Annotated in this window: 20 protein-coding genes; 6 read left to right on the plus strand and 14 right to left on the minus strand. The window is 63.1% G+C overall.

Annotation, left to right across the window (positions count from 1 at the left end):
- Nucleotides 1-700 precede the first annotated feature (700 nt).
- The 6 genes from kdpF to Q0D44_RS17195 are packed head-to-tail and all read left to right on the plus strand — an operon-like array spanning nt 701 to nt 8,546.
- Nucleotides 701-790, plus strand: coding sequence for a K(+)-transporting ATPase subunit F (kdpF, locus tag Q0D44_RS17170; protein ID WP_294138151.1), 90 nt, complete (start codon nt 701-703; stop codon nt 788-790).
- Between the two features lie 15 nt (nt 791-805).
- A complete protein-coding gene (gene kdpA, locus Q0D44_RS17175) occupies nt 806-2,509 on the plus strand; it encodes a potassium-transporting ATPase subunit KdpA (protein WP_294138152.1) in 1,704 nt (567 codons plus the stop codon).
- A 13-nt stretch (nt 2,510-2,522) separates the two neighbouring features.
- Entirely contained in the window at nt 2,523-4,559 is a 2,037-nt protein-coding gene (kdpB, locus tag Q0D44_RS17180; RefSeq protein WP_294138153.1) for a potassium-transporting ATPase subunit KdpB, read from the plus strand.
- 26 nt (nt 4,560-4,585) lie between these two features.
- Nucleotides 4,586-5,176: a potassium-transporting ATPase subunit KdpC gene (gene kdpC / locus Q0D44_RS17185; RefSeq protein WP_294138154.1), complete on the plus strand. Its 591-nt coding sequence runs from the start codon at nt 4,586-4,588 to the stop codon at nt 5,174-5,176.
- The gene (locus Q0D44_RS17190) at nt 5,173-7,842 is read left to right on the plus strand and encodes a sensor histidine kinase KdpD (protein ID WP_294138155.1); all 2,670 of its coding nucleotides are present in this window, start codon (nt 5,173-5,175) and stop codon (nt 7,840-7,842) included. Before kdpC ends, Q0D44_RS17190 begins: the two co-directional genes overlap by 4 nt.
- Nucleotides 7,839-8,546: a response regulator transcription factor gene (locus tag Q0D44_RS17195; protein ID WP_294138156.1), complete on the plus strand. Its 708-nt coding sequence runs from the start codon at nt 7,839-7,841 to the stop codon at nt 8,544-8,546. The genes Q0D44_RS17190 and Q0D44_RS17195 overlap by 4 nt, the downstream gene beginning before the upstream one ends.
- A gap of 16 nt (nt 8,547-8,562) precedes the next feature.
- On the opposite strand, the gene Q0D44_RS17200 is transcribed toward Q0D44_RS17195, so the two are convergent.
- From Q0D44_RS17200 to Q0D44_RS17265, 14 genes are all read right to left on the minus strand, one after another.
- The gene (locus tag Q0D44_RS17200; protein WP_294138157.1) at nt 8,563-9,063 is read right to left on the minus strand and encodes a L,D-transpeptidase family protein; all 501 of its coding nucleotides are present in this window, start codon (nt 9,061-9,063) and stop codon (nt 8,563-8,565) included.
- The gene (gene ribA, locus Q0D44_RS17205; RefSeq protein ID WP_294138158.1) at nt 9,060-10,133 is read right to left on the minus strand and encodes a GTP cyclohydrolase II; all 1,074 of its coding nucleotides are present in this window, start codon (nt 10,131-10,133) and stop codon (nt 9,060-9,062) included. Before ribA ends, Q0D44_RS17200 begins: the two co-directional genes overlap by 4 nt.
- Entirely contained in the window at nt 10,133-10,930 is a 798-nt protein-coding gene (xth, locus tag Q0D44_RS17210; protein WP_294138159.1) for an exodeoxyribonuclease III, read from the minus strand. The genes ribA and xth overlap by 1 nt, the downstream gene beginning before the upstream one ends.
- Nucleotides 10,931-11,189: 259 nt before the next feature.
- Nucleotides 11,190-11,825 (minus strand): outer membrane lipoprotein carrier protein LolA, encoded by a 636-nt coding sequence (locus Q0D44_RS17215; protein WP_294138160.1) that lies wholly within the window; start codon nt 11,823-11,825, stop codon nt 11,190-11,192.
- A 100-nt stretch (nt 11,826-11,925) separates the two neighbouring features.
- Nucleotides 11,926-14,244 carry a DNA translocase FtsK 4TM domain-containing protein gene (locus Q0D44_RS17220; RefSeq protein WP_294138161.1) on the minus strand — a complete coding sequence of 773 codons (2,319 nt, stop codon included), beginning with the start codon at nt 14,242-14,244 and terminating at the stop codon, nt 11,926-11,928.
- 250 nt (nt 14,245-14,494) lie between these two features.
- The gene (locus tag Q0D44_RS17225) at nt 14,495-14,989 is read right to left on the minus strand and encodes a GNAT family N-acetyltransferase (RefSeq protein WP_294138162.1); all 495 of its coding nucleotides are present in this window, start codon (nt 14,987-14,989) and stop codon (nt 14,495-14,497) included.
- Nucleotides 14,990-15,889 carry a DMT family transporter gene (locus Q0D44_RS17230; RefSeq protein ID WP_294138163.1) on the minus strand — a complete coding sequence of 300 codons (900 nt, stop codon included), beginning with the start codon at nt 15,887-15,889 and terminating at the stop codon, nt 14,990-14,992.
- Nucleotides 15,890-15,894: 5 nt separating this feature from the next.
- On the minus strand, nt 15,895-16,275 hold the full coding sequence (locus Q0D44_RS17235; protein WP_294138164.1) for a type II toxin-antitoxin system VapC family toxin: 381 nt from the start codon (nt 16,273-16,275) through the stop codon (nt 15,895-15,897).
- A complete protein-coding gene (locus Q0D44_RS17240) occupies nt 16,272-16,514 on the minus strand; it encodes an AbrB/MazE/SpoVT family DNA-binding domain-containing protein (RefSeq protein ID WP_217673174.1) in 243 nt (80 codons plus the stop codon). The genes Q0D44_RS17235 and Q0D44_RS17240 overlap by 4 nt, the downstream gene beginning before the upstream one ends.
- A gap of 51 nt (nt 16,515-16,565) precedes the next feature.
- Complete coding sequence (gene ispG / locus Q0D44_RS17245; RefSeq protein ID WP_294138165.1) at nt 16,566-17,726, minus strand: flavodoxin-dependent (E)-4-hydroxy-3-methylbut-2-enyl-diphosphate synthase; 1,161 nt, start codon at nt 17,724-17,726, stop codon at nt 16,566-16,568.
- 51 nt (nt 17,727-17,777) lie between these two features.
- A complete protein-coding gene (locus Q0D44_RS17250; RefSeq protein WP_294138166.1) occupies nt 17,778-19,073 on the minus strand; it encodes an outer membrane protein transport protein in 1,296 nt (431 codons plus the stop codon).
- Nucleotides 19,074-19,480: 407 nt separating this feature from the next.
- Nucleotides 19,481-20,851: a phosphoglucomutase/phosphomannomutase PgmG gene (pgmG, locus tag Q0D44_RS17255; protein WP_294138167.1), complete on the minus strand. Its 1,371-nt coding sequence runs from the start codon at nt 20,849-20,851 to the stop codon at nt 19,481-19,483.
- The gene (locus tag Q0D44_RS17260) at nt 20,848-21,273 is read right to left on the minus strand and encodes a DnaJ domain-containing protein (protein WP_294138168.1); all 426 of its coding nucleotides are present in this window, start codon (nt 21,271-21,273) and stop codon (nt 20,848-20,850) included. The genes pgmG and Q0D44_RS17260 overlap by 4 nt, the downstream gene beginning before the upstream one ends.
- Nucleotides 21,273-22,079: a division plane positioning ATPase MipZ gene (locus Q0D44_RS17265; RefSeq protein WP_217673179.1), complete on the minus strand. Its 807-nt coding sequence runs from the start codon at nt 22,077-22,079 to the stop codon at nt 21,273-21,275. Before Q0D44_RS17265 ends, Q0D44_RS17260 begins: the two co-directional genes overlap by 1 nt.
- Nucleotides 22,080-22,105 lie beyond the last annotated feature (26 nt).

Consider the following 22,105-nt stretch of genomic DNA (forward strand, 5'->3'; position numbering starts at 1 on the left):
CTCAACCTCACGCAGCTTGCCGATGATCTCTTCTGGCTTGTGCTTCTTGCTCGGCATTCAATGTCCCCTTCATGGTCCAGACTATCATAGTCTCTGGGCCACTCAGCGGGGGGCAGATCACATTGCTCAAACGCTGTGACACTTTCGTCGTCACCCAAGTAGTGATTCATATCCCACATAAGCGTTGTGCATCAAAAAAAATACGCAACCGTTACTGGGTTTCGCAATATGTCGTTAGGCGGCCAAGGGCTGAACCGTGCAACCGAAAACCCACTATCTGTACAATATTTTCCAAACGAGATTTTATTGATTTGTACTTTTAGTGGGAAAACATGAGTTAAATTCAGACTTGCAAGCAGTATCGCAACGAGATTTTTTAAGATCAAAATCATTTATCCCTCAAAGATCGCTCATCTGCGCCATCAGCGGCGATCATACAAAACCTCACGTCCGGTCATGGTCGGTGCGCTGTGCCCTTCCATACGCAAATACTATGCGCTTGCGATATCCTCCGTCTCGAATTCCAACGACGCCCTGCAATATCTAGGCGACTGCAGATGACTCATGCGGCCTCCTTCGCGCGAGCACTGTGGGAGACAACCCATGCAGGACATCCTCTGGATCGGCCTCATCCTCGCTCTGCTCGGCGCTAGCCTTGGCTATGTCGCCCTGTGCGACAATGCGTGAGGGTGGCCGGACAATGACCATTGATCTCTGGCTCGCGGCAATCACCGCCCTTGGCCTCCTTCTTTATCTGGTCGCCGTACTCGTGCGGCCCGAACGCTTCTAGACAAAGGAAGCTCTCATGACATTCCAGGGATGGCTGCTGATCGCGGCCTTTGTGGGCATTTTGCTGGCGCTGACCAAGCCGGTCGGCCTTTGGCTGTTCGCTCTGTATGAGGGACGCCCCACACCGCTTCATGCCATACTCGGCCCGGTCGAGCGTGGCTTTTACAAATTGTCGGCCATCGATCCGAACGAGGATCAGAGCTGGCGGCGCTACGCCGTCCATATGCTGATCTTCAATGCCGCGCTGCTGCTGCTGACCTACGCCATATTGCGGTTGCAAGCGGGGCTTCCGCTCAATCCGCTTGGATATGCCGGGTTGAGCGAACATCTCTCGTTCAACACCGCGGTCAGCTTCACCACCAACACCAACTGGCAAAGCTATGGCGGCGAATCGACCATGTCGAACCTCAGCCAGATGCTTGGCCTGACCATCCACAATTTCCTGTCGGCCGCGACCGGTATCGCGCTCGCCTTTGCCTTTTTTCGCGGATTCGCGCGGCGCAGCGCGGCGGGTATCGGCAATTTCTGGGCCGATATGACGCGGGTGACGCTCTATCTGCTGCTGCCGTTCTGCATCGTCTATACGCTGTTCCTGATCGCCAGCGGTGTGCCGCAAACATTGGCCGGTTCGGTCGATGTGACGACCCTGGAAGGCGTGAAGCAGACACTCGCGCTTGGCCCGGTCGCCAGCCAGGAAGCGATCAAGATGCTCGGCACCAATGGTGGCGGCTTCTTCAACGCGAATTCCGCCCACCCGTTCGAGAACCCGACCGCGCTCACCAATTTCGTGCAGATGGTGTCGATTTTCCTGATCGGCTTCGGCCTGACCTGGACCTTTGGCAAGGCGGTCGGCAACACCCGCCAGGGTTGGGCAATCCTCGCCGCGATGCTCACCATCTTCCTGATCGGCGTGACGATCGTCTATGCACAGGAAGCCGCCGGTAATCCGATCCTGCACGGCCTGGGTGTTCCGGGCGGCAATATGGAGGGCAAGGAGGTCCGTTTCGGCATCGCCGCTTCGGCACTCTTCTCCGTCGTCACCACAGCGGCCAGTTGCGGCGCGGTCAATGCGATGCATGACAGCTTCACGGCGCTGGGCGGCATGATTCCGCTGTTCAACATCCAGCTGGGCGAAGTCGTCGTCGGTGGCGTCGGTGCCGGTATCTACGGCTTCCTGCTTTTCGCCATCCTGGCCGTGTTCGTCGCTGGCCTGACGGTTGGCCGGACGCCGGAAAATGTCGGCAAGAAAATCGAGAGCCGCGAAGTGAAACTGGCGGTGCTGGCCATTGCCGTTCTGCCGCTCATAATTCTTGGCTTTACCGCTATCGCCTCGGTCATGGATGCCGGACTTGCCGGACCGCTCAACAAGGGGCCGCACGGCTTCTCGGAGATACTTTACGCCTTTACCAGCGCCGTCGGGAATAACGGGTCGGCCTTTGCGGGTCTTACCGCCAACACGCCCTTCTATAATGGGCTGCTCGGCATCGCGATGTGGCTTGGCCGTTTCTTCGTGATCATCCCGATGCTGGCGATCGCAGGCAGCCTTGCGGCGAAAAAATATACACCGGCGACAGCGGGCAGCTTCCCGACCACCGGACCGCTCTGGACCGGCCTCCTGATCGGCATCGTGCTGATCGTGGGCGGCCTCACCTTTCTGCCCAGCCTCGCGCTTGGTCCCATTGCCGATCATCTTGCGATGATCCGCGGCCAGCTTTTCTGATCGGAGCATCAAAATGGCACGCACAGCGTCCAAATCGCTCTTCACCGCAGACCTGATCGTTCCGGCGATCGGCGATGCATTCCGCAAGCTCAATCCCAAAAAACTGATCCGCAATCCGGTGATGTTCACGACCGCGGCGGTGGCTGTTCTTCTGACCGTCCTTTTAGCTGTCGGGCAGGACGGGCTGACGGTCGGCTTCAAACTGCAGCTGGTCATCTGGCTGTGGCTGACGGTGTTGTTCGGCACCTTTGCCGAAGCCATCGCAGAGGGGCGTGGCAAGGCGCAGGCTGTGTCGCTGCGCGCGACCAAAGCCGACCTGACCGCCAAGCGCCTGAAAGGCGACGGTCGCGAGAGCGAAAATGTGCCGGCGAGCGCGCTCCGCATGGGCGACATCGTCCTGGTGGAAACGGGCGACCTGATCCCGGCCGATGGCGAGGTCGTGTCAGGCGTCGCGTCAGTCAACGAAGCGGCCATTACCGGCGAAAGCGCGCCTGTGATCCGCGAGGCCGGTGGCGACCGGTCGGCGGTCACGGCGGGCACGCGCGTCATTTCGGACGAGATTCGCGTCCGTGTCACCGTGAACCCCGGCCAGGGTTTCCTTGATCGGATGATCGCCCTGGTCGAAGGGGCCGAGCGGCAGAAAACGCCCAACGAGATTGCTCTCACCATATTGCTGGTGGGCCTGACCATAATCTTCCTGATCGCTGTTGGCACTATCCCCGGCTTTGCAAGCTATGCTGGCGGGTCTATTCCGGTCGCGATACTGGCCGCGTTGCTAATCACCCTTATCCCGACGACGATCGCCGCTTTGCTGTCTGCGATCGGCATAGCCGGCATGGACCGGCTCGTGCGCTTCAACGTCCTCGCCAAGTCCGGCCGTGCCGTCGAGGCCGCAGGCGACATTGATGTGCTGCTGCTCGACAAGACCGGCACCATCACGGTCGGCGATCGGCAGGCGACCGAGTTCCGTCCGGTCGGCGGGGCAAGCCAGGCAGCGCTCGCAGAGGCCGCCCTGCTCGCCAGCCTGGCCGACGAGACGCCGGAAGGTCGTTCCATCGCCCTGCTCGCCCGTGACAAGTTCGGCCAATCGGCGCAGGTTCTGCCCGACGGCGCGGAGGTGATCCCGTTTACGGCGCAGACGCGGATATCCGGCGTGAAGGTCGGCGGCAGCGTGATCCAGAAGGGCGCGGTCGATTCCATCCTTCGCGCCAATCCCGGCCTGGACAAGGAACCGGCGACGCAGGAACTGCGCCGCATCACCGACGAGATTGCGCGCGCGGGCGGCACGCCGCTGGCGGTTGCCAAGGACGGCAAGCTGCTGGGCGCGATATTCCTGAAGGACATCGTCAAGGCGGGCATCCGCGAACGTTTCGGCGAACTGCGCGTCATGGGCATCCGCACGGTCATGATCACTGGCGACAATCCCCTGACCGCCGCGTCGATCGCCGCCGAAGCTGGCGTCGATGACTTTCTTGCCCAGGCGACGCCAGAGGACAAGCTGGCGCTGATCCGCAAGGAACAGGAGGGCGGACGCCTGGTCGCGATGTGCGGCGACGGCACCAATGACGCGCCAGCGCTCGCCCAGGCGGATGTCGGTGTCGCGATGAATACCGGCACCCAGGCAGCGCGGGAAGCGGGCAATATGGTCGATCTGGACAGTGATCCGACCAAGCTCATCGAAATAGTGGGGCTTGGCAAGCAGCTGCTGATGACCCGTGGCGCGCTCACCACCTTCTCGGTCGCCAATGACGTCGCCAAATATTTCGCGATCATTCCGGCCATGTTCGTGGTGCTTTATCCGGGCCTGGGCATTCTCAACGTCATGAAGCTTGCGACACCGCAGAGCGCGATCCTGTCGGCGATCATCTTCAACGCGCTGATCATTCCGCTGCTCGTGCCGCTGGCGTTGAAGGGTGTGACCTACCGGCCCATCGGTGCCGGGCCGCTGCTGGCACGCAACCTCGCCATCTACGGGCTGGGCGGCCTCCTGTCGCCGTTCGTCGGCATCAAACTCATCGACCTGGCCGTCAGCGGCCTTGGCCTCGCCTGACATCATCGGGCCTGAAGGAAAGCATCATGGGCAAGGACTTCCTCACCTCTCTCCGGCCAGCGATCGTGCTGACCATCCTCTTCGCGCTTCTGCTCGGCATCGTCTATCCGCTGACGATGACGGGCATCGGCCAAGCCCTCTTCCCGCATCAGGCCAATGGCAGCCTGATCGAGGAACAGGGCAAGCTCGTCGGCTCATCGCTCATCGGCCAGGGCTTTGCCGATCCGCGCTATTTCTCGCCGCGCCCGTCTGCCGCTGGCAAGGGCTATGATGGCCTTGCCTCATCAGGCTCCAATTTCGGTTCGACGAGCCAGGCGCTGGTCGATCGTACGAAAGCCGATGTCGCCAAATTTCAGCAAATGTCCCCCGGTCTCCCTGTTCCGTCCGACCTGGTGACAGCCTCCGCCTCAGGCCTTGATCCTGACATCTCGCCTGAGGCGGCTTTTTATCAAGTTGCGCGTGTCGCCGCCGTTCGCGGCCTGCCCGCGGCGCGCGTTCGCGCCCTGGTGCAGGACACGATCAGGACGCCGTTCCTGGGCTTCCTGGGCGATCCCAGCGTCAACATTCTCGATCTTAATCGACGACTGGACCGGATCAGCGCTACAACAGCACAGTGAACGACACCGACAAACGCCCTTCGCCAGAGTCCTTCCTGCGCGCAGCCGCGCAGGAAGGACGCGGCCGTCTCAAGCTGTTCCTCGGCGCGGCGCCTGGCGTCGGCAAGACTTACGAGATGCTCAGCGACGGGATGCGGCGGCTCAAGTCCGGCGTCGATGTCGTGGTTGGCGTTGTCGAGACGCATGGCCGACGCGAGACCGAAGCGCTGATCGCGGGTCATGAAGTGATACCAAGGCGGCAGATCGACCATGGGGGGATCAGCCTTGGCGAAATGGATCTGGATGCCATCCTCGAACGGCAGCCAAAGCTCGCCCTGGTCGATGAACTGGCGCACAGCAATGCACCGGGGAGCCGTCACCCCAAACGCTATCAGGACGTCGAGGAACTGCTCGACGCCGGTATCGACGTCTATTCTACGATCAATATCCAGCACATAGAGAGCCTGAACGACGTCGTCGCATCCTTCACCCATGTGCGCGTGCGCGAAACCGTGCCCGATTCCATTCTGGAAACCGCGGAGATCGAGGTCGTCGACATATTGCCGGACGAGCTGATCGAACGGCTCAAGGAAGGCAAGGTCTATATCCCGGCAGAGGCGACGCGGGCGCTCTCCCATTTTTTCTCCAAGTCCAACCTGACCGCCCTGCGGGAACTGGCGCTGCGCCGTGCCGCGCAGGCGATCGATACGCAGATGCTCGATTATGTCCGCGCCCACGCGCTGGCGGGCAGCTTCGCGGTGGGCGAGCGCGTCGTGGTCGCCGTCAGCGAGCAACCGAGCGCGCCGGGTCTGGTCCGCGCTGCCAAACGCCTCGCCGATGCGCTCAAGGCGCCCTGGACCGCAGTGCATATCGAAACCCGGCGCGCGCAGGCCTTTTCCGACGAGGAGCGCAAGGCGCTGGCCGATACGCTGGCGCTGGCATCGCGACTGGGCGCGGCGACAGCCAGCATTCCGGCGGAAAATGTTGTCGAGGGTCTGCGGAGCTTCGCCGCCGATGCGCACGCGACCCAGATTGTCATCGGCAAATCGAGCCGATCCTGGTGGTTCGAGCTGCGCCACGGATCCGTGGTCGACCGGCTTGTCCGCGATATCGGGTCGGTGGCGGTCCACGTCCTTCCATCCGACGACGATCTTGCGCCGCCGCGCATCCGGCATTCCACCCGCATGGCATGGGGCAAGCCGACCGACTATCTCTGGTCGGCGCTGACGATCGCCGCGATGACGGCGGTTGGCCGCCTGCTGCTGGAGGTCATCGACCTTGGCAATATCGCCTTGCTGTATCTGGTCCCGGTCATGTTCGCCGCAGCAACCTACGGCCTGCGCGCCGGGCTGTTTGCCGGGCTGGTATCGAGCCTTGCCTATAACTTCTTCTTCCTGCCGCCGACCGGCACGTTGACCGTCAGCAACCCGGAAAATGTCATCTCCATCCTCGTGCTGCTGGGCGTTGCGATCGTCACCAGCCAGTTTGCCGCGCGGGTGCGCGGGCAAGCCGATCTTGCCCAATCCAGCGCGCGCCAGAATGCGGCGCTTGCCGGTTTCTCCCGACAGCTGACCTCCGCAGCCAGCCAGGATGATCTGATCCAGGCGATCTGCGCGGAGATTGCGCGGCTGCTTGACGTTCGCACGGTCATGCTGCTGCCGTCCGATTCCGGCCCCGCGCTGCGCGCCGCCTACCCGCCGGACGACAGACTTCAGGAAATCGAGCGGGCCGCAGCGCAATGGGCGATGAACAATGCCCAGCCAGCGGGCCGGGGATCATCGACGCTGACCGCGTCCGACTGGCTGTTCCATCCGCTGCGCACCCAGCGCGGCGTGCTGGGCGTGCTGGGGATGGCGCGCGACGATGCGGGGGAACCGCTGCGATCGGATCAGACGCCCCTGCTCATGAGCCTTCTCGATCAGGCAGCGATTGCGCTCGATCGCATGGCGCTGGAGGAAGAGATGCAGGGCGCGCGGCAGATTCACGAACGCGACCGTTTGCGATCCGCGTTGCTGTCATCCGTCAGCCACGACCTGCGCACACCACTGACGACGATCAGGTCTGCGGCGCAGGAATTGCGAAGAAAGCAACCATCGGCGCTGCTCGACACGATCGAGGGTGAAGCGCAGCGCCTCAACCGGTTCGTCGCCAACCTGCTGGACATGGCCAGGGTAGAAGCCGGCGCCCTGCCGATGAAGATCGAGCCGACCGACCTGTTCGACGCGGTGGCCAGTGCCATCGGAGACACGCGCCAATCACTTGTCGGCCATGAGATCAGGGTCGACATTCCTTCGGACATTCCGCTGGTGCGCGTCGATCCGGTCCTGCTGCACCACTGCCTGATCAACCTGCTCGACAATGCGGGCCGCTATGGTGAGCCGGACACCCCGGTCACGATCAGCGGCAAGCGGGTCGCCGATGCCATCCTGCTATCCGTCATCGACGAGGGACCGGGTATCCCGGTCGGCGCGGAAAAGAAGGTGTTTGATACGTTCACGCGCCTGGAAGGATCGGACCGGGTCAAGCATGGCACGGGACTTGGCCTCGCCATCGTCAAGGGTTTTGCAGAAGCGATGGGCCTGGGCGTCGATGCCTCGACCAACAGCGAACCGCGCGGTGCCTGCTTCACATTGCGCATACCCGAACATCTCATCATCAGCGATTTTCCCGGCGAGCCACTGTCATGACCATCCGCCACAAGGTTCTTATCATAGATGACGAACCGCAGATCCGCAGGCTGATCAACGCGGCGCTGAGCCGCGCCAATTATGCGACCGTCGAGGCGGAAAATGCGCGCGACGCGCTGGAAAAATTGCGGACCGAGCGGCCGGATATCAGCCTGCTCGACCTGGGCCTGCCCGATCGCGACGGACTGGAACTGGTGCCTTTGTTCAAGCAGAAAAGCGATACGACACTGATCATCGTGTCAGCGCGGGACGCCACCGAAGAGAAGGTCGCGGCGCTCGATCTGGGCGCGGACGATTATCTGACCAAGCCCTTTGACACGGACGAACTTCTGGCGCGGGTTCGCGTGGCGCTGCGCAACCGCATGACCAAAGGCGGCGGCGTCCCTTCAGTGCGTGCGGGCAATGTCGAGATTGATCTGCTCAACCGGGTGGTCAGGAAGGCCGGGCAGGAGGTGCATCTGACCCCCAAGGAATATGCGGTGCTGGCCCAGCTCGCACAATTTCCTGGCCGTGTGATCACCCATGGCCAGATCATGAAGGAGGTCTGGCCCAAGGAACATGAGCATCATGTCGAATATCTGCGCGTCCTCATCCGCACCTTGCGGCAAAAGCTTGAGGATGATCCGCAGCGTCCGCAGATTATCGGCAACGAGCTGGGGATCGGTTACCGCCTCCGCTTCTCAAGCGAACTGGCTGACGGTTAAGGTGACCGGCGCGATATCAAACAATCTCCATCGCGTCGCCCGGTTGCAGCAGCGGTAGCAGTTGCAACATGTCCGTGCGCTCCACCGCGACACAGCCTGCGGTCGACCGGCCTTCCGACAGGTGGAAGAAGATCGCACTGCCCTGCCCCGGCACCGGCGGCCGGTCGTTATGGCCGAGGATGACGATCACATCATAGGCGTCGTCGGCGCGGATCAGGCTTTCGGCAGAGAAACAACGCGGCAGGCGGACCGGGCGATTATAGGCGGGATCAGCCGGATCATCCGACCACCCATCGCCCGCCCGCACCCAGCGCCAGGGCAAACGCAGCCCCGCCGGATCGACCTTGCCCGGTCGCAGCAACATGCCCCGAAGCGGCCAGACGCCCAGCGGGGTGCAGCCGTCGCCCTCGCACTTGTCGCTCGCCACGCAGGCACCGCTCCGACCGATGGTGCAGGCCATGCTGGTCGCACCAAAGCTCAGGCGACCCGCGCCGCTATCGACGCGGATCAGGCTCATAGCTGGTGGCCGGTCCGGTCGCGCTTGGTGGCGAGATAGCGTTCGTTATGCGGGTTGGTCGGCAGGATGATCGGCAGCCGTTCGGCCACGCTGATCCCCGCCGCCTCCAGCCCCGCCACCTTTTGCGGATTATTGGTCAGCAGCCGCACGCTGCGCACCCCGATCAGGTCCAGCATCCGCGCCGCGACCGAAAAATCGCGCGCGTCGATGGCAAAGCCAAGCCGGACATTGGCGTCCACGGTGTCGAAGCCCTGATCCTGCATCGCATAGGCGCGCAATTTGTTGACGAGGCCAATGCCGCGCCCTTCCTGCCGCAGATAGAGCAGCACGCCCCAGGGTGCGTCGGCGATCTGGTGGAGCGCTTCGTGCAGTTGCGGGCCGCAGTCGCATTTCAGGCTGCCCAGCACATCGCCGGTCAGGCATTCGCTGTGCAGGCGGACGACGGGGGGTGAGGAGTCCCGCTTCCCGACAATGAGTGCGACATGTTCGCGCGGTTCATCGGGGCTGCGGAAGGCAATGATTTCCGCGCTTTCGCTGGCCGACACCGGCAGGCTGGCGCGGGAGGCGATGGCAAGGTGGACGGCATCATCATAGGCGTCGATCGCTTCGGCGCTGACATCGACATCCCTGTCGCCCTCGCCGTCCAGCGCGAAATAGGCGGGAAGGATACCGGCGAGGCGGGCAAGGCGCAGCGCGGCCTTGGCAGCGAGGGGGGCCGTGAGCGCGCGGGCCTGAAATGGGCCCTTAAGCGGGGAGGCGAGGTCCAGCACCGGGTCTGAGATGGCGGTCGCCACATCGGCGTCGATCCAGGGCGCGCGGGCGATCAGCACCGGCATGTCGGGATCAGCCGCGGCGATCTGGTTGGCGAGTTTGAGCGTCTGGCCGCGCGCAGCGGAGATTAATATGTCGGCTTTGCCCGCAGGATCGAAGTCGGCCAGCGTTACCGCGTCCGCCCCCTCCACCGCCATCAGCCGCAGCGCGCCATCGGCAGCCGACACCCGCACCGCCCAGCCGCGGCGCAGCGCGTCGATCGCCCGCGCCGCGTCGCGCCCGATCGCTCGCCTGCCCATCAGAAGGCGAATTCGGTGATGATGGGGATATGGTCGGACGGCTTGCCCCAGTTGCGCGCCGGTTCGACGACACGGTGGGCAACCGCCTTTTCGGCGACGTCGCGGGTCATCCACATATGGTCGAGCCGGCGACCGCGATCCGATTCGGCCCAATCCTTGGCGCGATAGCTCCACCAGGTGTAGAGTCGCGCTGGTGCAGGGTGGAAATGGCGGCCGATATCGACCCAGTCGTTCGATGCCTGCAAGCGAGCGAGGATTTCACATTCGACCGGCGTGTGGCTGACAACGTTGAGCAATTGCTTGTGGCTCCAGACGTCGCATTCCAGCGGCGCGATGTTGAAATCGCCGGTCAGGATGGTCGGCTTGTTATCCAGCGCCGACGACCATTGAATCATGCGTTCAATAAAATCGAGCTTCTGGCCGAATTTGGGATTTTGCTCCCGATCGGCAATGTCGCCCCCGGCGGGGACATAGACATTTTCGATCCGCACCCCATTGTCGAGACGGACGCCGACATGGCGTGCCTCGCCATTGGCCTGCCAGTCGAGCCGGTCATCCTCATGTATCGGCACCCGGCTCATGATCGCGACGCCATGGTGCATTTTCTGGCCGTTCAGCACCTGATGAACATAGCCCAGACGGCGGAACATATCGGCGGGGAAGGTCTCGTTCACCACCTTGGTTTCCTGAAGGCACAATATGTCCGGCGCTTCTTGGGTCAGGAATTGTTCGACAATGTCGATGCGCGCGCGGACGCTGTTGATGTTCCAGGATGCGATGGAAAGAGTGTCGGCCATGGTGTCGCACTAGGAGGCTAATCCGCGCCATGCAAGACGGCTGCGCGCACTGCCCACAAAGTAAGACCCCCGCTCCGGGGGCATGGAACGGGGGTCTCGATCGCGCCCTTGAAGCGCTTTGCGACGGGAGGACTGTGCCGGGTAACAGGGGGGAAATCCCGGTTGGCCTCTCGCCGTGGAGTTCTAGATAGCGCCCCGGATATGAGCGGCAGATGAACGGAACGGCAAGTTTTTCCGTCCATCGCGCGGGGCGCTCGTTTCAGCCGCCCGCCGAGCGTCCCTTTGGCCTGGGATCGGTCCAGCGGAAGGCGGAATCGGCGATCGGAACGCCATAGCGCTGGTTGGACAGGCGGATGGCGGTGCGGTTATTCTGCGAATCCAGCGCGACCCAGCCATAGAGTTGCAGGCCCGCCGGGCTGGCGGCGTCGCGGCGGAAAATCATGGTGATGGTGCCATATTCAGGCCGCTTGGGATCGCGCGCCTGCACGCTCAGGATCGAGGGGTCGCCGGTTGGGACGACCTTGCCATATTTCGACAAATCCTTGTTCGGATCGAGCAACGCTCCGAGCGGTGAATTGCCGATCGGCCAGCGCTGTACCTGGCGCACCTCATAATCGATTACGGTCAGCGCCTTGCCATCGCCCACGATCAGCATCGGCACGCCTTTTTGATATTGAAAGCGGATCTTGCCTGGCTGTTTAAGTGTAAGCTGTCCGGTCAGTGTCTGTCCGTTGCGGTCGGTCTGGCTGAAGTCGGCGGTCATGCTGGTGACGGCACGGATATAGGCATTGACCCGGCTGAGTTCAGACTGGCCCTGCTGCGCCAGCAACGGCGCGGCGAGCGGGACGGCAAGAACGAAAGGCGCGATGGCCAGCGCGAGACTGATGCGCTTCATGGAAAACTCTCCGGTTGTTACGGATGCGGTGTAGGATGAAGCGATTGAACGACCTGTGAACCCGCCCGTTCCCTGCCGTTCAGCCACGCCCCCCGTCAGGCTATAGCGGATTGCCATTCTCATCGCGCAGCACTTCGCGGCGACCGACATGGTTGGGGGGGCCGACCAGCCCTTCTTCCTCCATTTTCTCGATCAGGCGCGCGGCGCTGTTATAGCCTACCCGCAATTGCCGTTGCAGCCAGCTGGTCGAGGCCTTCTGGTTCTCGAACACCAGCTGGCACGCCTTGCGGAACAGCTGCGCGTCGGGGCTGTCGTCGCCAAGGTCCACGCCGTCGAGGGCGAAGCTGCCTTCTTCGGGTTCTTCCGTGACGGCCTGGATATAGTCGGGCTGGCCCTGCGCGCGCCAATGGTCGGCGACGACGCGGACTTCATCGTCCGACACGAACGGCCCATGGACGCGCATCAGCCCCTTGCCGCCGTGCATGTAGAGCATGTCGCCCTTGCCCAGCAATTGTTCGGCACCTTGCTCGCCCAGGATGGTGCGGCTGTCGATCTTGCTGGTGACAAAGAAGCTGATCCGCGTCGGCAGGTTCGCCTTGATGACGCCGGTGATGACGTCGACCGAGGGGCGCTGGGTCGCGAGGATCAGGTGGATGCCGGCGGCGCGCGCCTTTTGCGCGAGGCGCTGGATCAGGAATTCGACTTCCTTGCCCGCCGTCATCATCAGGTCGGCCAGCTCGTCCACCACCACCACGATCTGCGGCAGCGGCTGGAAATCGAGCTGTTCTTCCTCATAGATGGGTTTGCCATTTTCAGGGTCATAGCCGGTCTGGACACGGCGGCCCAAGGGCTTGCCCTTCGCTTTGGCGGCGCGGACCTTTTCGTTGTAATTGGCAAGGTTGCGGACCGAGATGGACGCCATCATGCGATAGCGATCCTCCATCTGCTCGACCGCCCATTTGAGCGCGCGGATCGCCTTTTGCGGTTCGGTGACGACCGGGGAGAGGAGATGCGGGATGTCGTCATAGGTCGACAGTTCCAGCATCTTGGGATCAATCATGATCAGGCGCAGTTGGTCCGGCGTCATGCGGTAGAGCAGGGACAGGATCATGGCGTTAAGGCCGACCGACTTGCCCGACCCGGTGGTGCCCGCAATCAGCAGATGGGGCATGGGGGCCAAGTCGGCGATGATCGGTTCGCCGGAAATATTCTTGCCCAGAATGATCGGCAGCGTCCCTTCGCCACCAAATTGCTCGCTGGTGATGAGTTCGCGGAAGGACACGCCTTCGCGATGGGCATTGGGCAGTTCGATGCCGATGACGGTGCGGCCCGGAATCGTCGCAACACGGGCCGACAGCGCCGACATGTTGCGGGCGATATCGTCCGCCAGCGCGATCACCCGGCTGGCCTTGATGCCCGGCGCTGGTTCCAGTTCATACATGGTGACGACCGGGCCGGGACGGACTTCGACGATATTGCCCTTCACATGGAAGTCGTCGAGGACGGATTCGAGCAGCCGGGCGTTGCGCTCCAGCGCCGCCTTGTCGATCTTGCCGCCCTGGCTGGCGGGAACCGGGTTGAGCAGGTCGGGCGATGGCAGCGAGCTATGGCCAAACAGATCATCCTGACTGACCGGGGCCATGGGCCGCTGGGCGGGCGCAGGCTTGGGCGTCTGGATGGTGATCGGCGGCTTGGGTTCGTTGGACACGGTCCTGCGCGGGGCGATGACCCGTTCGCCGACCTCTTCTTCCTCTTCCTCATCCGCCGCACTGCTGCCCGCAAAGCCAAGGCTGGGCTTGGGCAGGCTGAGTTTGGGAAGGGCCGGGCGGCGCAGCGCAAGAATCGGCTTTTCCAATGCCAGGCTGCGATAGCAGGCGACCAGGCCACCGATCATGGCGATGATCACGATAGCCCCGGTGATCCATGGCTGCGCCACCGGTACTTGGGCCGTCAGGCTCAATATCCCCTTGGCAGTCACCAGCGCGATCACCCCGCCCCAGCCCGCTGGCAGGCCGACCAGCGGATTAGTCTGGAACAGGGCCAGCGCAATCCCGATCAGGATGATGCCGAACAGGCATTGGCCAAACTGCCCCTTCCAAGCGCTCATATCCTGGTCACCCCACAGGCGGCGCGCGGTGACCGCCATCAGCGGCAGGATCAGCGCAATGGGCACGCCCAGCAGCCAGAGCAGGAAATCGGCGGTCCAGGCACCGGGTGCCTGCATGACATTGGCGACATGATCGCCCGCCACCGTGTTCATCGACGGGTCGCTGGGTGTATAGCTGAGCAGCGCCAGCGCCAGAAACAGCGTCGCCAGCATCAGCGCGATCGCGCCGATCAGCGCGCCGCTGCGGAGCAGGCTGCGCTTGAGCATTTCGCGCCATTCGGGCGTGCGCTTCACTGTGCGGCTGACAGCCATGTTAACCCCGTGTCCCCCAAATGTTCCGTTTGCGCACAATGCGCCGGGCGGGGAGTCGGCGTCAAGGGTGCGCGCCCACGGCTCGTCCCGACTGATCCGTAACATTCCGTATGGCGGGCGGGGTCAGCGGCGGGGCAGGAAGAAGCAAGAAAGGAATTCACCATGATCGCCGACTATTTCCCTGCCGTCGTTGCCCTGTCGCTGGGCGCCTTTGCCGCCATGCTGATCTTTGTCAGTGTCGAGGACGCTCTCAAGCGGTGATCGGGGCCGTGGCGGCGAGCGCGCGGAGCGCTTCGCCGTCGAGCCTCTGCACCGTCCATTCGTCCATCGGCTGCGCGCCGATGGCGCGATAGACGGCGATGGCGGGCGCGTTCCAGTCCAGCACCGACCATTCCAGCCGGGCGCAGTCGCGATCCAGCGCGATCTGCGCAAGCCGGGCGAGCAACGCCCTGCCCGCGCCCATGCCACGCGCGTCCGGCAGTACGAACAGATCCTCCAGATAAAGACCCGGCCGCCCTTCAAAGGTCGAGAAATTGTGGAAGAAGAGCGCGAAGCCTATGGCCGCGCCGTCACTTTCCGCGATCAGCACTTCGGCCATCGGGCGCGGACCGAACAGGTAGCGGGCCAGCGTCGCGGGGTCCGCCTTCACCGCGTGGGACAGCTTTTCATACGCCGCCAGCGCATGGATAAAGCCCACGATCGCATTGAGATCGTCCGGCGTGGCGGGGCGGATGGTCAGGGTCATTCAGGCGGTTCCCGGTTCGACATGGGCGATAGCCGCCCGCTTGCCGCGTGCGGTTATCAGGCAGGCGGCGATGATAAGGGCTGCGCCCGCCACTGTGGTCAGGGTCAGCCGCTCGCCAAAGGCCAGCCAGCCGACCACCGCCGCCCAGAGGAAGGCGCTATATTCGACCGGGATCAGCCGCTGCGCTTCAGCCCGTGCATAGGCCCAGGCCAGCGCGGCAAGCGAGGTGAAGGCCAGACCCGCCGCCAGCAGGATCAGCGGGATCGCTGACGGCACCGGCAGCCGGGCGTAGAAGGGCGCGCCGATGGCGAACACGCCCAGCATGACGAGATGCTGGAAGAAGGCGACCTCGATCGGGGACGCGCGCTGCGCCTGCTGGCGTTGCAGGATGAGGTTCCAGGCGAACAGCACCGCCGACGCCAGCACAGCCAGCGCGCCCAGCAAGGCGTCGCGATCATAGTGGCCCTGCAAACGCCCCGACAGGATCACGCCGACGCCGACCAGCCCCAGCACAGACGCACCTATTGCCTGCCGCCCGATCGTTTCGCCCAACAGCAGGGCGGCGAGATAGAGCGCGATCAGCGGCGCGATGAAGGACAGGGCTATCGCTTCGGCGAGCGGCATCCGCATCAGCGCCCAGAAGAACAGCCCGGCCATCAGCGCCACGACCGATCCGCGCAGCATGTGCAGGCGCAGCACGGCGCGGTCCGGCCAGCGCTGGCGGGTGAGGAGCATCAGGCCAAGGCCGAGCAGCGTCCCCGTGATCGCCCGCCACAACAGGGCGTTGTAGAGACCGATGGCGAGGCTCAGCCCCTTCATCGCCGCATCCATCACCGAAAACAGCGCAACACCGACGCAGCAGACGGCAAAGGGAATGAGGAAGCTGGAGCGCGCTGGCATGGCTTTCAGCGGATGAGCCGGATGTCGATGCCGATGTCCAGCGCGGTCCAGGCCCGGTCAGCGGTGATCACAGGCAGGTTAGTCAGCCGCGCAAGCGCCAGACAGGCCCGATCGCCAAGGGACAATCCCAAATGCCGGGTCATCGGACGAAGCATGGCGGCTTCCAACGCGTGCGCTTCGTGGAATGGGCTGATACGCAGTTCCAGGCGCATGACCTGGTGCTCGGCATCGTCTCGCGACAGGCCAGCCTCGACAAGTTTCGTGTAGGTTTCACACAGATTGATGACCGACATCTGCCCGATCGCCAAATGCGGCCGCACCTGATCGGCTCCCGGCTCATTCAGCAATATGGTCAACAATGCCGATGTATCGATGACCGCGGTCATTCGCGTTCCGCTTCGGCGCGGCGTTCGGCTAGAAAATCATCGACGGTGAAAGGCTTTTTTATCAATGCTTTCAGATCGCTCTGCACTTCGCGCAAGACCTGATCATAGCTTTTCACCAGAATCCCGCTGCCGTGCCGCTCGAACACGATCCGGTCACCATCCTTGAAGCCCAGTTGTCGGCGCAACTCTGCGGGGAATACGGCCTTGCCGCCTGCAATCATCTTTCCGCTATAGGTCATGAAATGCCTCCAGGACCTGAATAATATATCGGTCCTGAATTTCCAAGCTACCTATTCCGCTGCTTCCGCCTTACCCGCGTCGGTCATGTCGGATTCGGCCTTGGCGGCCTCGATCTCCGCTGCCTTGGCCTCGACCAGCCGGACGATATGATCGACCATATTCTCGTCCTGAATGGTGTGGTCGGTGATACCCGACAGATAGACCATATGCTTGCCATTGCCGCCGCCGGTCAGGCCGATGTCGGTTTCACGCGCTTCGCCGGGACCGTTGACGACGCAGCCAAGGACAGAGAGCGAGAGCGGCGTGTGGATATGCTGGAGCCGTTCTTCCAGCGCCTGCACGGTACGGATGACGTCGAAGCCCTGGCGCGCGCAGGACGGGCAGGAGATGACCTTCACCCCGCGAGTGCGGATGCCCAGCGATTTGAGGATCTCATAGCCGACGCGGACTTCCTCTTCGGGTTCGGCGGACAGCGAAACGCGGATCGTGTCGCCCACCCCGGCCCAAAGCAGATTGCCGATGCCGATCGCGCTCTTCACCGTGCCGCCGATCAGCCCGCCCGCTTCGGTAATGCCCAGATGCAGCGGGCAATCGACCGCGTCGGCCAGCTGCATATAAGCGGCGACAGCGAGGAACACGTCGCTGGCCTTTACCGCGACCTTATATTCGTGGAAATCCTGGTCCTGGAGCAGCTTGATATGGTCGAGCGCGCTTTCGACCAGTGCTTCGGGGCAGGGTTCGCCATATTTTTCGAGCAGGTCGCGTTCCAGACTGCCGGCGTTGACGCCGATGCGGATCGCGCAACCATTCGCCTTGGCCGCGTCCACCACTTCCTTGACGCGGGCTGACGATCCGATGTTGCCGGGGTTGATGCGCAGGCAGGCCGCGCCAGCATCGGCGGCTTCAAGTGCGCGCTTATAGTGGAAATGAATGTCCGCGACGATCGGCACGCGGGCGGCACGGACGATCTGCTTCAAGGCGGCAGTCGATTGCTCGTCCGGGCAGGACACACGGATGATGTCCACGCCCGCCTCTTCGCAGCGACGGATCTGGTCGATCGTCCCCTTGATGTCATGGGTGAGCGTGTTGGTCATGGTCTGGACCGTGACCGGCGCACCACCACCGACCGGGACATTGCCGACCATGATCTGGCGGCTCTGGCGGCGGGCAATGTCACGCCAGGGGCGCAGGCCGGGATTATGGTCGGACATCTGTGAACGGCTCCATCAATATGGAGCCGCTATAGGGATGTTTGGTGACGGTTAAAACCGGATCGTTAGGGAAGCGGCCAATTGATCCGCATTGCCGCTGGCGTTCGACAGCGTCGTGGTGGTTACCGTGGCGGGGGCAGGATAATAATGGTCCGGCCGGATGATGTTCGCTTTTTCCACGAAGGTGTGCGCGTAGCTGAGGTTGAGCGCCAGCGCGGCGGACATATTCCAGGTCGCGCCGCCGCTCAGCCAGACGCGGTCGCCATCGGGGACGCGGGTGGTGAGGAATTGCGGATTGGTGGGCGTGCGGTCGAACATGGTGCCGGCGCGCAGGGTCAGCCGGTCGCTGACATCATATTCGCCGCCAGCGCTGACGCTGTAGCTGTCATGATAGTGCATGTCCTTGACCGATGTGCCGGTCGCGGTGTTGATCGTGATCGCCTTGAACACCGACCAATTATACCAGCGCGCCGTCAGCATCGCCCGCAGCTTCGGCGTCAGGCGGTGCATCATGCTGACCGTGACGATATCGGGCAGTTCCAGCGGGGCGTTGGCGGCGAAAGTACCGTTGGCCCCGGCCAGCGGTCCCAGAAGCCCCGAAATCTCCTGTTCGCCTTTCAGCTTGTGGGACATGCCTGAACGATAATGGACGCCGAAATTGGTATCGCCGCTGGTGTAGAACAGGCCCGCGTTCCAACCGACCGAGAGATCGTCACCCTCGATCGAGGCATGGCCATCGGCCAGCAGCGGGGAGAGTTGCGGCAGGGCGTTGGTGAGCGTCACCTTGACATATTGCACGTCAACGCCGCCGCCGATCGAGAGATTGTCGCTCAGCTTGTAGGCGGCGGATGGCTGGACATTATAGGTTTTCAGGTCGGTATGGAGGGAATCGTATCGGCCGAAATAGCTTTCGTCATAATGCAGCTTCAGCCCGAACGGCGCGTTGACGCCCAGGCCCAGCCAGAGGCGGTCGCTGACCTGCGCGGTGGCGTAGAAGCTGGGAATCGGAATGATTTTGGCAAACGGATTGCCGCCATCATTGCCGGTGACCGGCACGGATGTAGGCAAGCCCGGCACAGAGCGGCTGGACCCGCGATTACTTTGCTGGGCGGTCGCCGACAGGATGATGCCGCCCACCGACGTCTGGATGCCCGACAATTGGGTCATCGCCGCGGGGTTGAAATAGATAGTCGATGGATCGTCGCCTGCGGCAGCGCCCCCTGACAGCGCACGCCCGGTTTCCTTGGGCGATTGTTCCTGCAGGTAGAAGCCGCCCGCCAGCGCCGGGACCGGGGCCGCCAGCACGCCTGACAGCAGGAAGGGAAGAAGGCGACGGCTAAGCGACATGGACGATCCTCTACACACTATCGTGCCGGCACCGGCGCGCTATCCCGCGCGCGCTGGCCGACTTTGCGCAGCGCGGATAGCAGCATCGTGGTTAATTTCCAGTATCGCGCCTGTCCGGTTCATCGCATTTACAGGCGGTTGCGACGGTCAGTGACAGTCGGACGCTACGGCAGGAGGCAGGACCGCCATGCGACAAGACAAAAAAAAGCCGCCCCGAAGGACGGCCTTGAAGTTTTAGGAGAGGATGCCTGAAAGGCGAGTTTCTTTTGCGGTGCAGCAGCGATTGTCGCAAATGCGAAATATGACGGGGTGATTGCAGAAAATGCAATCATCTCCGCGTTTACAGCTTTCCGTAAGGGAAAGGCCAAGGGCGCGGTGATAGCGATATCAAATTTTTTATCGGTCGATCATATAATGGGTCGCCTGATCCCCGAATCGTGCAGCTGTGCGTCGACCTGGGCCATGAGTCTGGCCAGTCCTGCACCGTCTTGCGATTCGGCGCGGGCGACCAGGGCCGCCTGAGTATTGGAAGCGCGCAGCAGCCACCAGCCGTCAGCTGTGCGGACGCGCACGCCGTCTATCGCATTCACATCCGCGCCGCTGGCACGCAGCCGGGCGCGAACTTCGTCGATCACCGCGAATTTGCGATCCTCCGCCACCGCAAAGCGCAGTTCGGGGGTGTTGGCAAGGTCGGGCATCGCGCTGCGCAGGTCCGTGATGCTGCGATCCTGCCGGGCGGCGCGGATCAGGCGGACGGCGGCATAGAGGCCGTCGTCATAGCCATAATAATCGTCGGCGAAGAAGAGATGCCCGGTCATCTCGCCCCCTAGTGGGCTGCCAATCTGCTTCATTCTGGACTTGATATGGCTGTGGCCGGTTTTCCACATATCGGGTCGGCCACCCAGCGCGGCGATGCCGTCGAACAGCGACTGGCTGGCCTTTACATCGGCGACAATCGCGGCACCGGGGCGTTTTTCCAGCACGCTCGGCACGAACAGGCCCAATAGCTGGTCGCCCGCAATCACCCTGCCCTGCCCGTCGATCACGCCGATCCGGTCGCCATCGCCATCGAAAGCCACACCGAAATCGAGCTGCTTGGCAAGGACAAGGGCGCGCAGGTCGGCCAGATTCGCTTCTTCGGAAGGATCGGGATGATGGTTGGAAAAATTGCCGTCTATGTGGGTGAAGAGCAGATGATGCTCACCGGGCAGGCGCTGCACCAGCTTCTCGACCACCTGGCCCGCCGCGCCATTGCCCGCGTCCCAGCCGATGCGCCAAGCGCACCCGTCAAAATCCTCGACCAGCCGATCGACGTAGCGGTCGATGATCGTAATGCTTTGACTCTGGCCAAAGCCATCGTCCCAGTCGCCTGCGGCCGCCATGACGCCCAGTTGCTGGATCGCTTCGCCGAAAAAGGGCGCATGGCCCTGCACCAGCTTGAAGCCATTTTGATCGCCGGGATTATGGCTGCCGGTTATCTGAATGGCGCCGTCCACCTGGCCGACCATTTCGGCATAATAGAGCATAGGGGTTGGTCCCAGCCCGATGCGCAGCACGTCGATGCCGCTGGCGCACAGACCGTCGACCAGCGCGCTTTCGAGCATCACTGAACTCAACCGTCCGTCATAGCCCACGGCAATGCGCGATCCCCCTGCCCGCGCGATGACGGTGCCGAAGCTGCGCCCCAGCGCCCAGGCGTCGGCGGCGTCCAGCGTTTCGCCCACCGTGCCGCGCATGTCATAGTCGCGCAGCAGGGTCGGGTCGAAACGGTGAGTCACCTTTCCGCCTGATCGCGCAGCAGCAGGTCGCGGGCAGCGTTGATCTGGGCCGCCAGTGCCTCCGTCCCGCCCTTGTCGGGATGGACCGACGCGATCAGGCGACGATGGGCAGCGCGGATCATGTCGGCGTCGGCATCGGGCGCCACCCCCAGCAGGGCGCGGGCCTGCGCAATATCCTGTGGCGGCAAGGGTTTGGGCGCGGCGGTCTTGCCTTTGCCGCGCAGCTTGCCTTGTCCTACGAAGAACATGGCCGCGCCGATCAACAGCGGCGCACCGATCACCGGCTTGCCCTTGGCCGCCAGCACCGCGCCGACCAGCGCCACGCCCAGCGCCATTCCATCTTTCGCGCTCATGCGTTGCAGCCTTCCTGTCCAGATCAGCCAGCCCGCAAGGCCCGCCAGCAGCAGCGCAAGCCAGCCCATCAGGCCGCGCCGATCAAGTCCATGGAGCCAACGCCGCTGCGTTCGGGGAGCGCAAGGCCCGCCACCATTTCCCGCAACTCCTGCCGCGCGGCGATGTGGCTGACGCCCAGTTCGCCCAGATGCCCCTTGTCCAGCAGGGTCAGGCCCGACGGGAACAGTTCGCGGAAGATCACGCGCTCCGACAGGCCCGGAATGACGCGGAAACCGACGCGGCGGGACAATTCCATCAGCGCGTCGCCGACCCGCTTCTTGTTGCGGGCATCCTGATGCTGGACGCGGTTGCGCAGCACGACCCAGTCGATCGAGACGCCATCGGCCTTGGCCCTGGTCTTGCGCGCTTCAAAGATGAGTTCGGAATAGAAGGACAGGCGCTTGACCTTGAAACTTTCCGCATCGACCTGCCCGATCAGGTCGAAATCGACGAAACTGTCGTTCATCGGCGTGACCAGCGTGTTGGCGCGCGCGGCCATATGGCGGGCGAATACATCATCGCGGCCGGGCGTATCGACGATCAGGAAATCCGTGTCCTGCGAGACGGCAGCGACTTCGGATTCGAGCGCCTCTATGCTGTCGCCCTTCAACACCGCAAAGGTCGGTGCGACCAGTTCGATACCGCGGCGGCGCGCGGTTTCGGCGCGATTTTCCAGATAGCGGGTGACGGTGCGCTGGCGCGGATCAAGGTCGATCATGCTGACGCGATGGCCGAGCGCCGTCAGCGCGATCGCGGTGTGGACAGCAGTGGTCGATTTGCCGGTTCCGCCCTTTTCATTGGCGAATACGATGAGATGCGGCTGCGAATTGGCCATTGGACCCCTGATAACCCCGTTGATTG

Source organism: Sphingobium sp. (assembly GCA_023266575.1).
Taxonomy (GTDB): Bacteria; Pseudomonadota; Alphaproteobacteria; order Sphingomonadales; family Sphingomonadaceae; genus Sphingobium.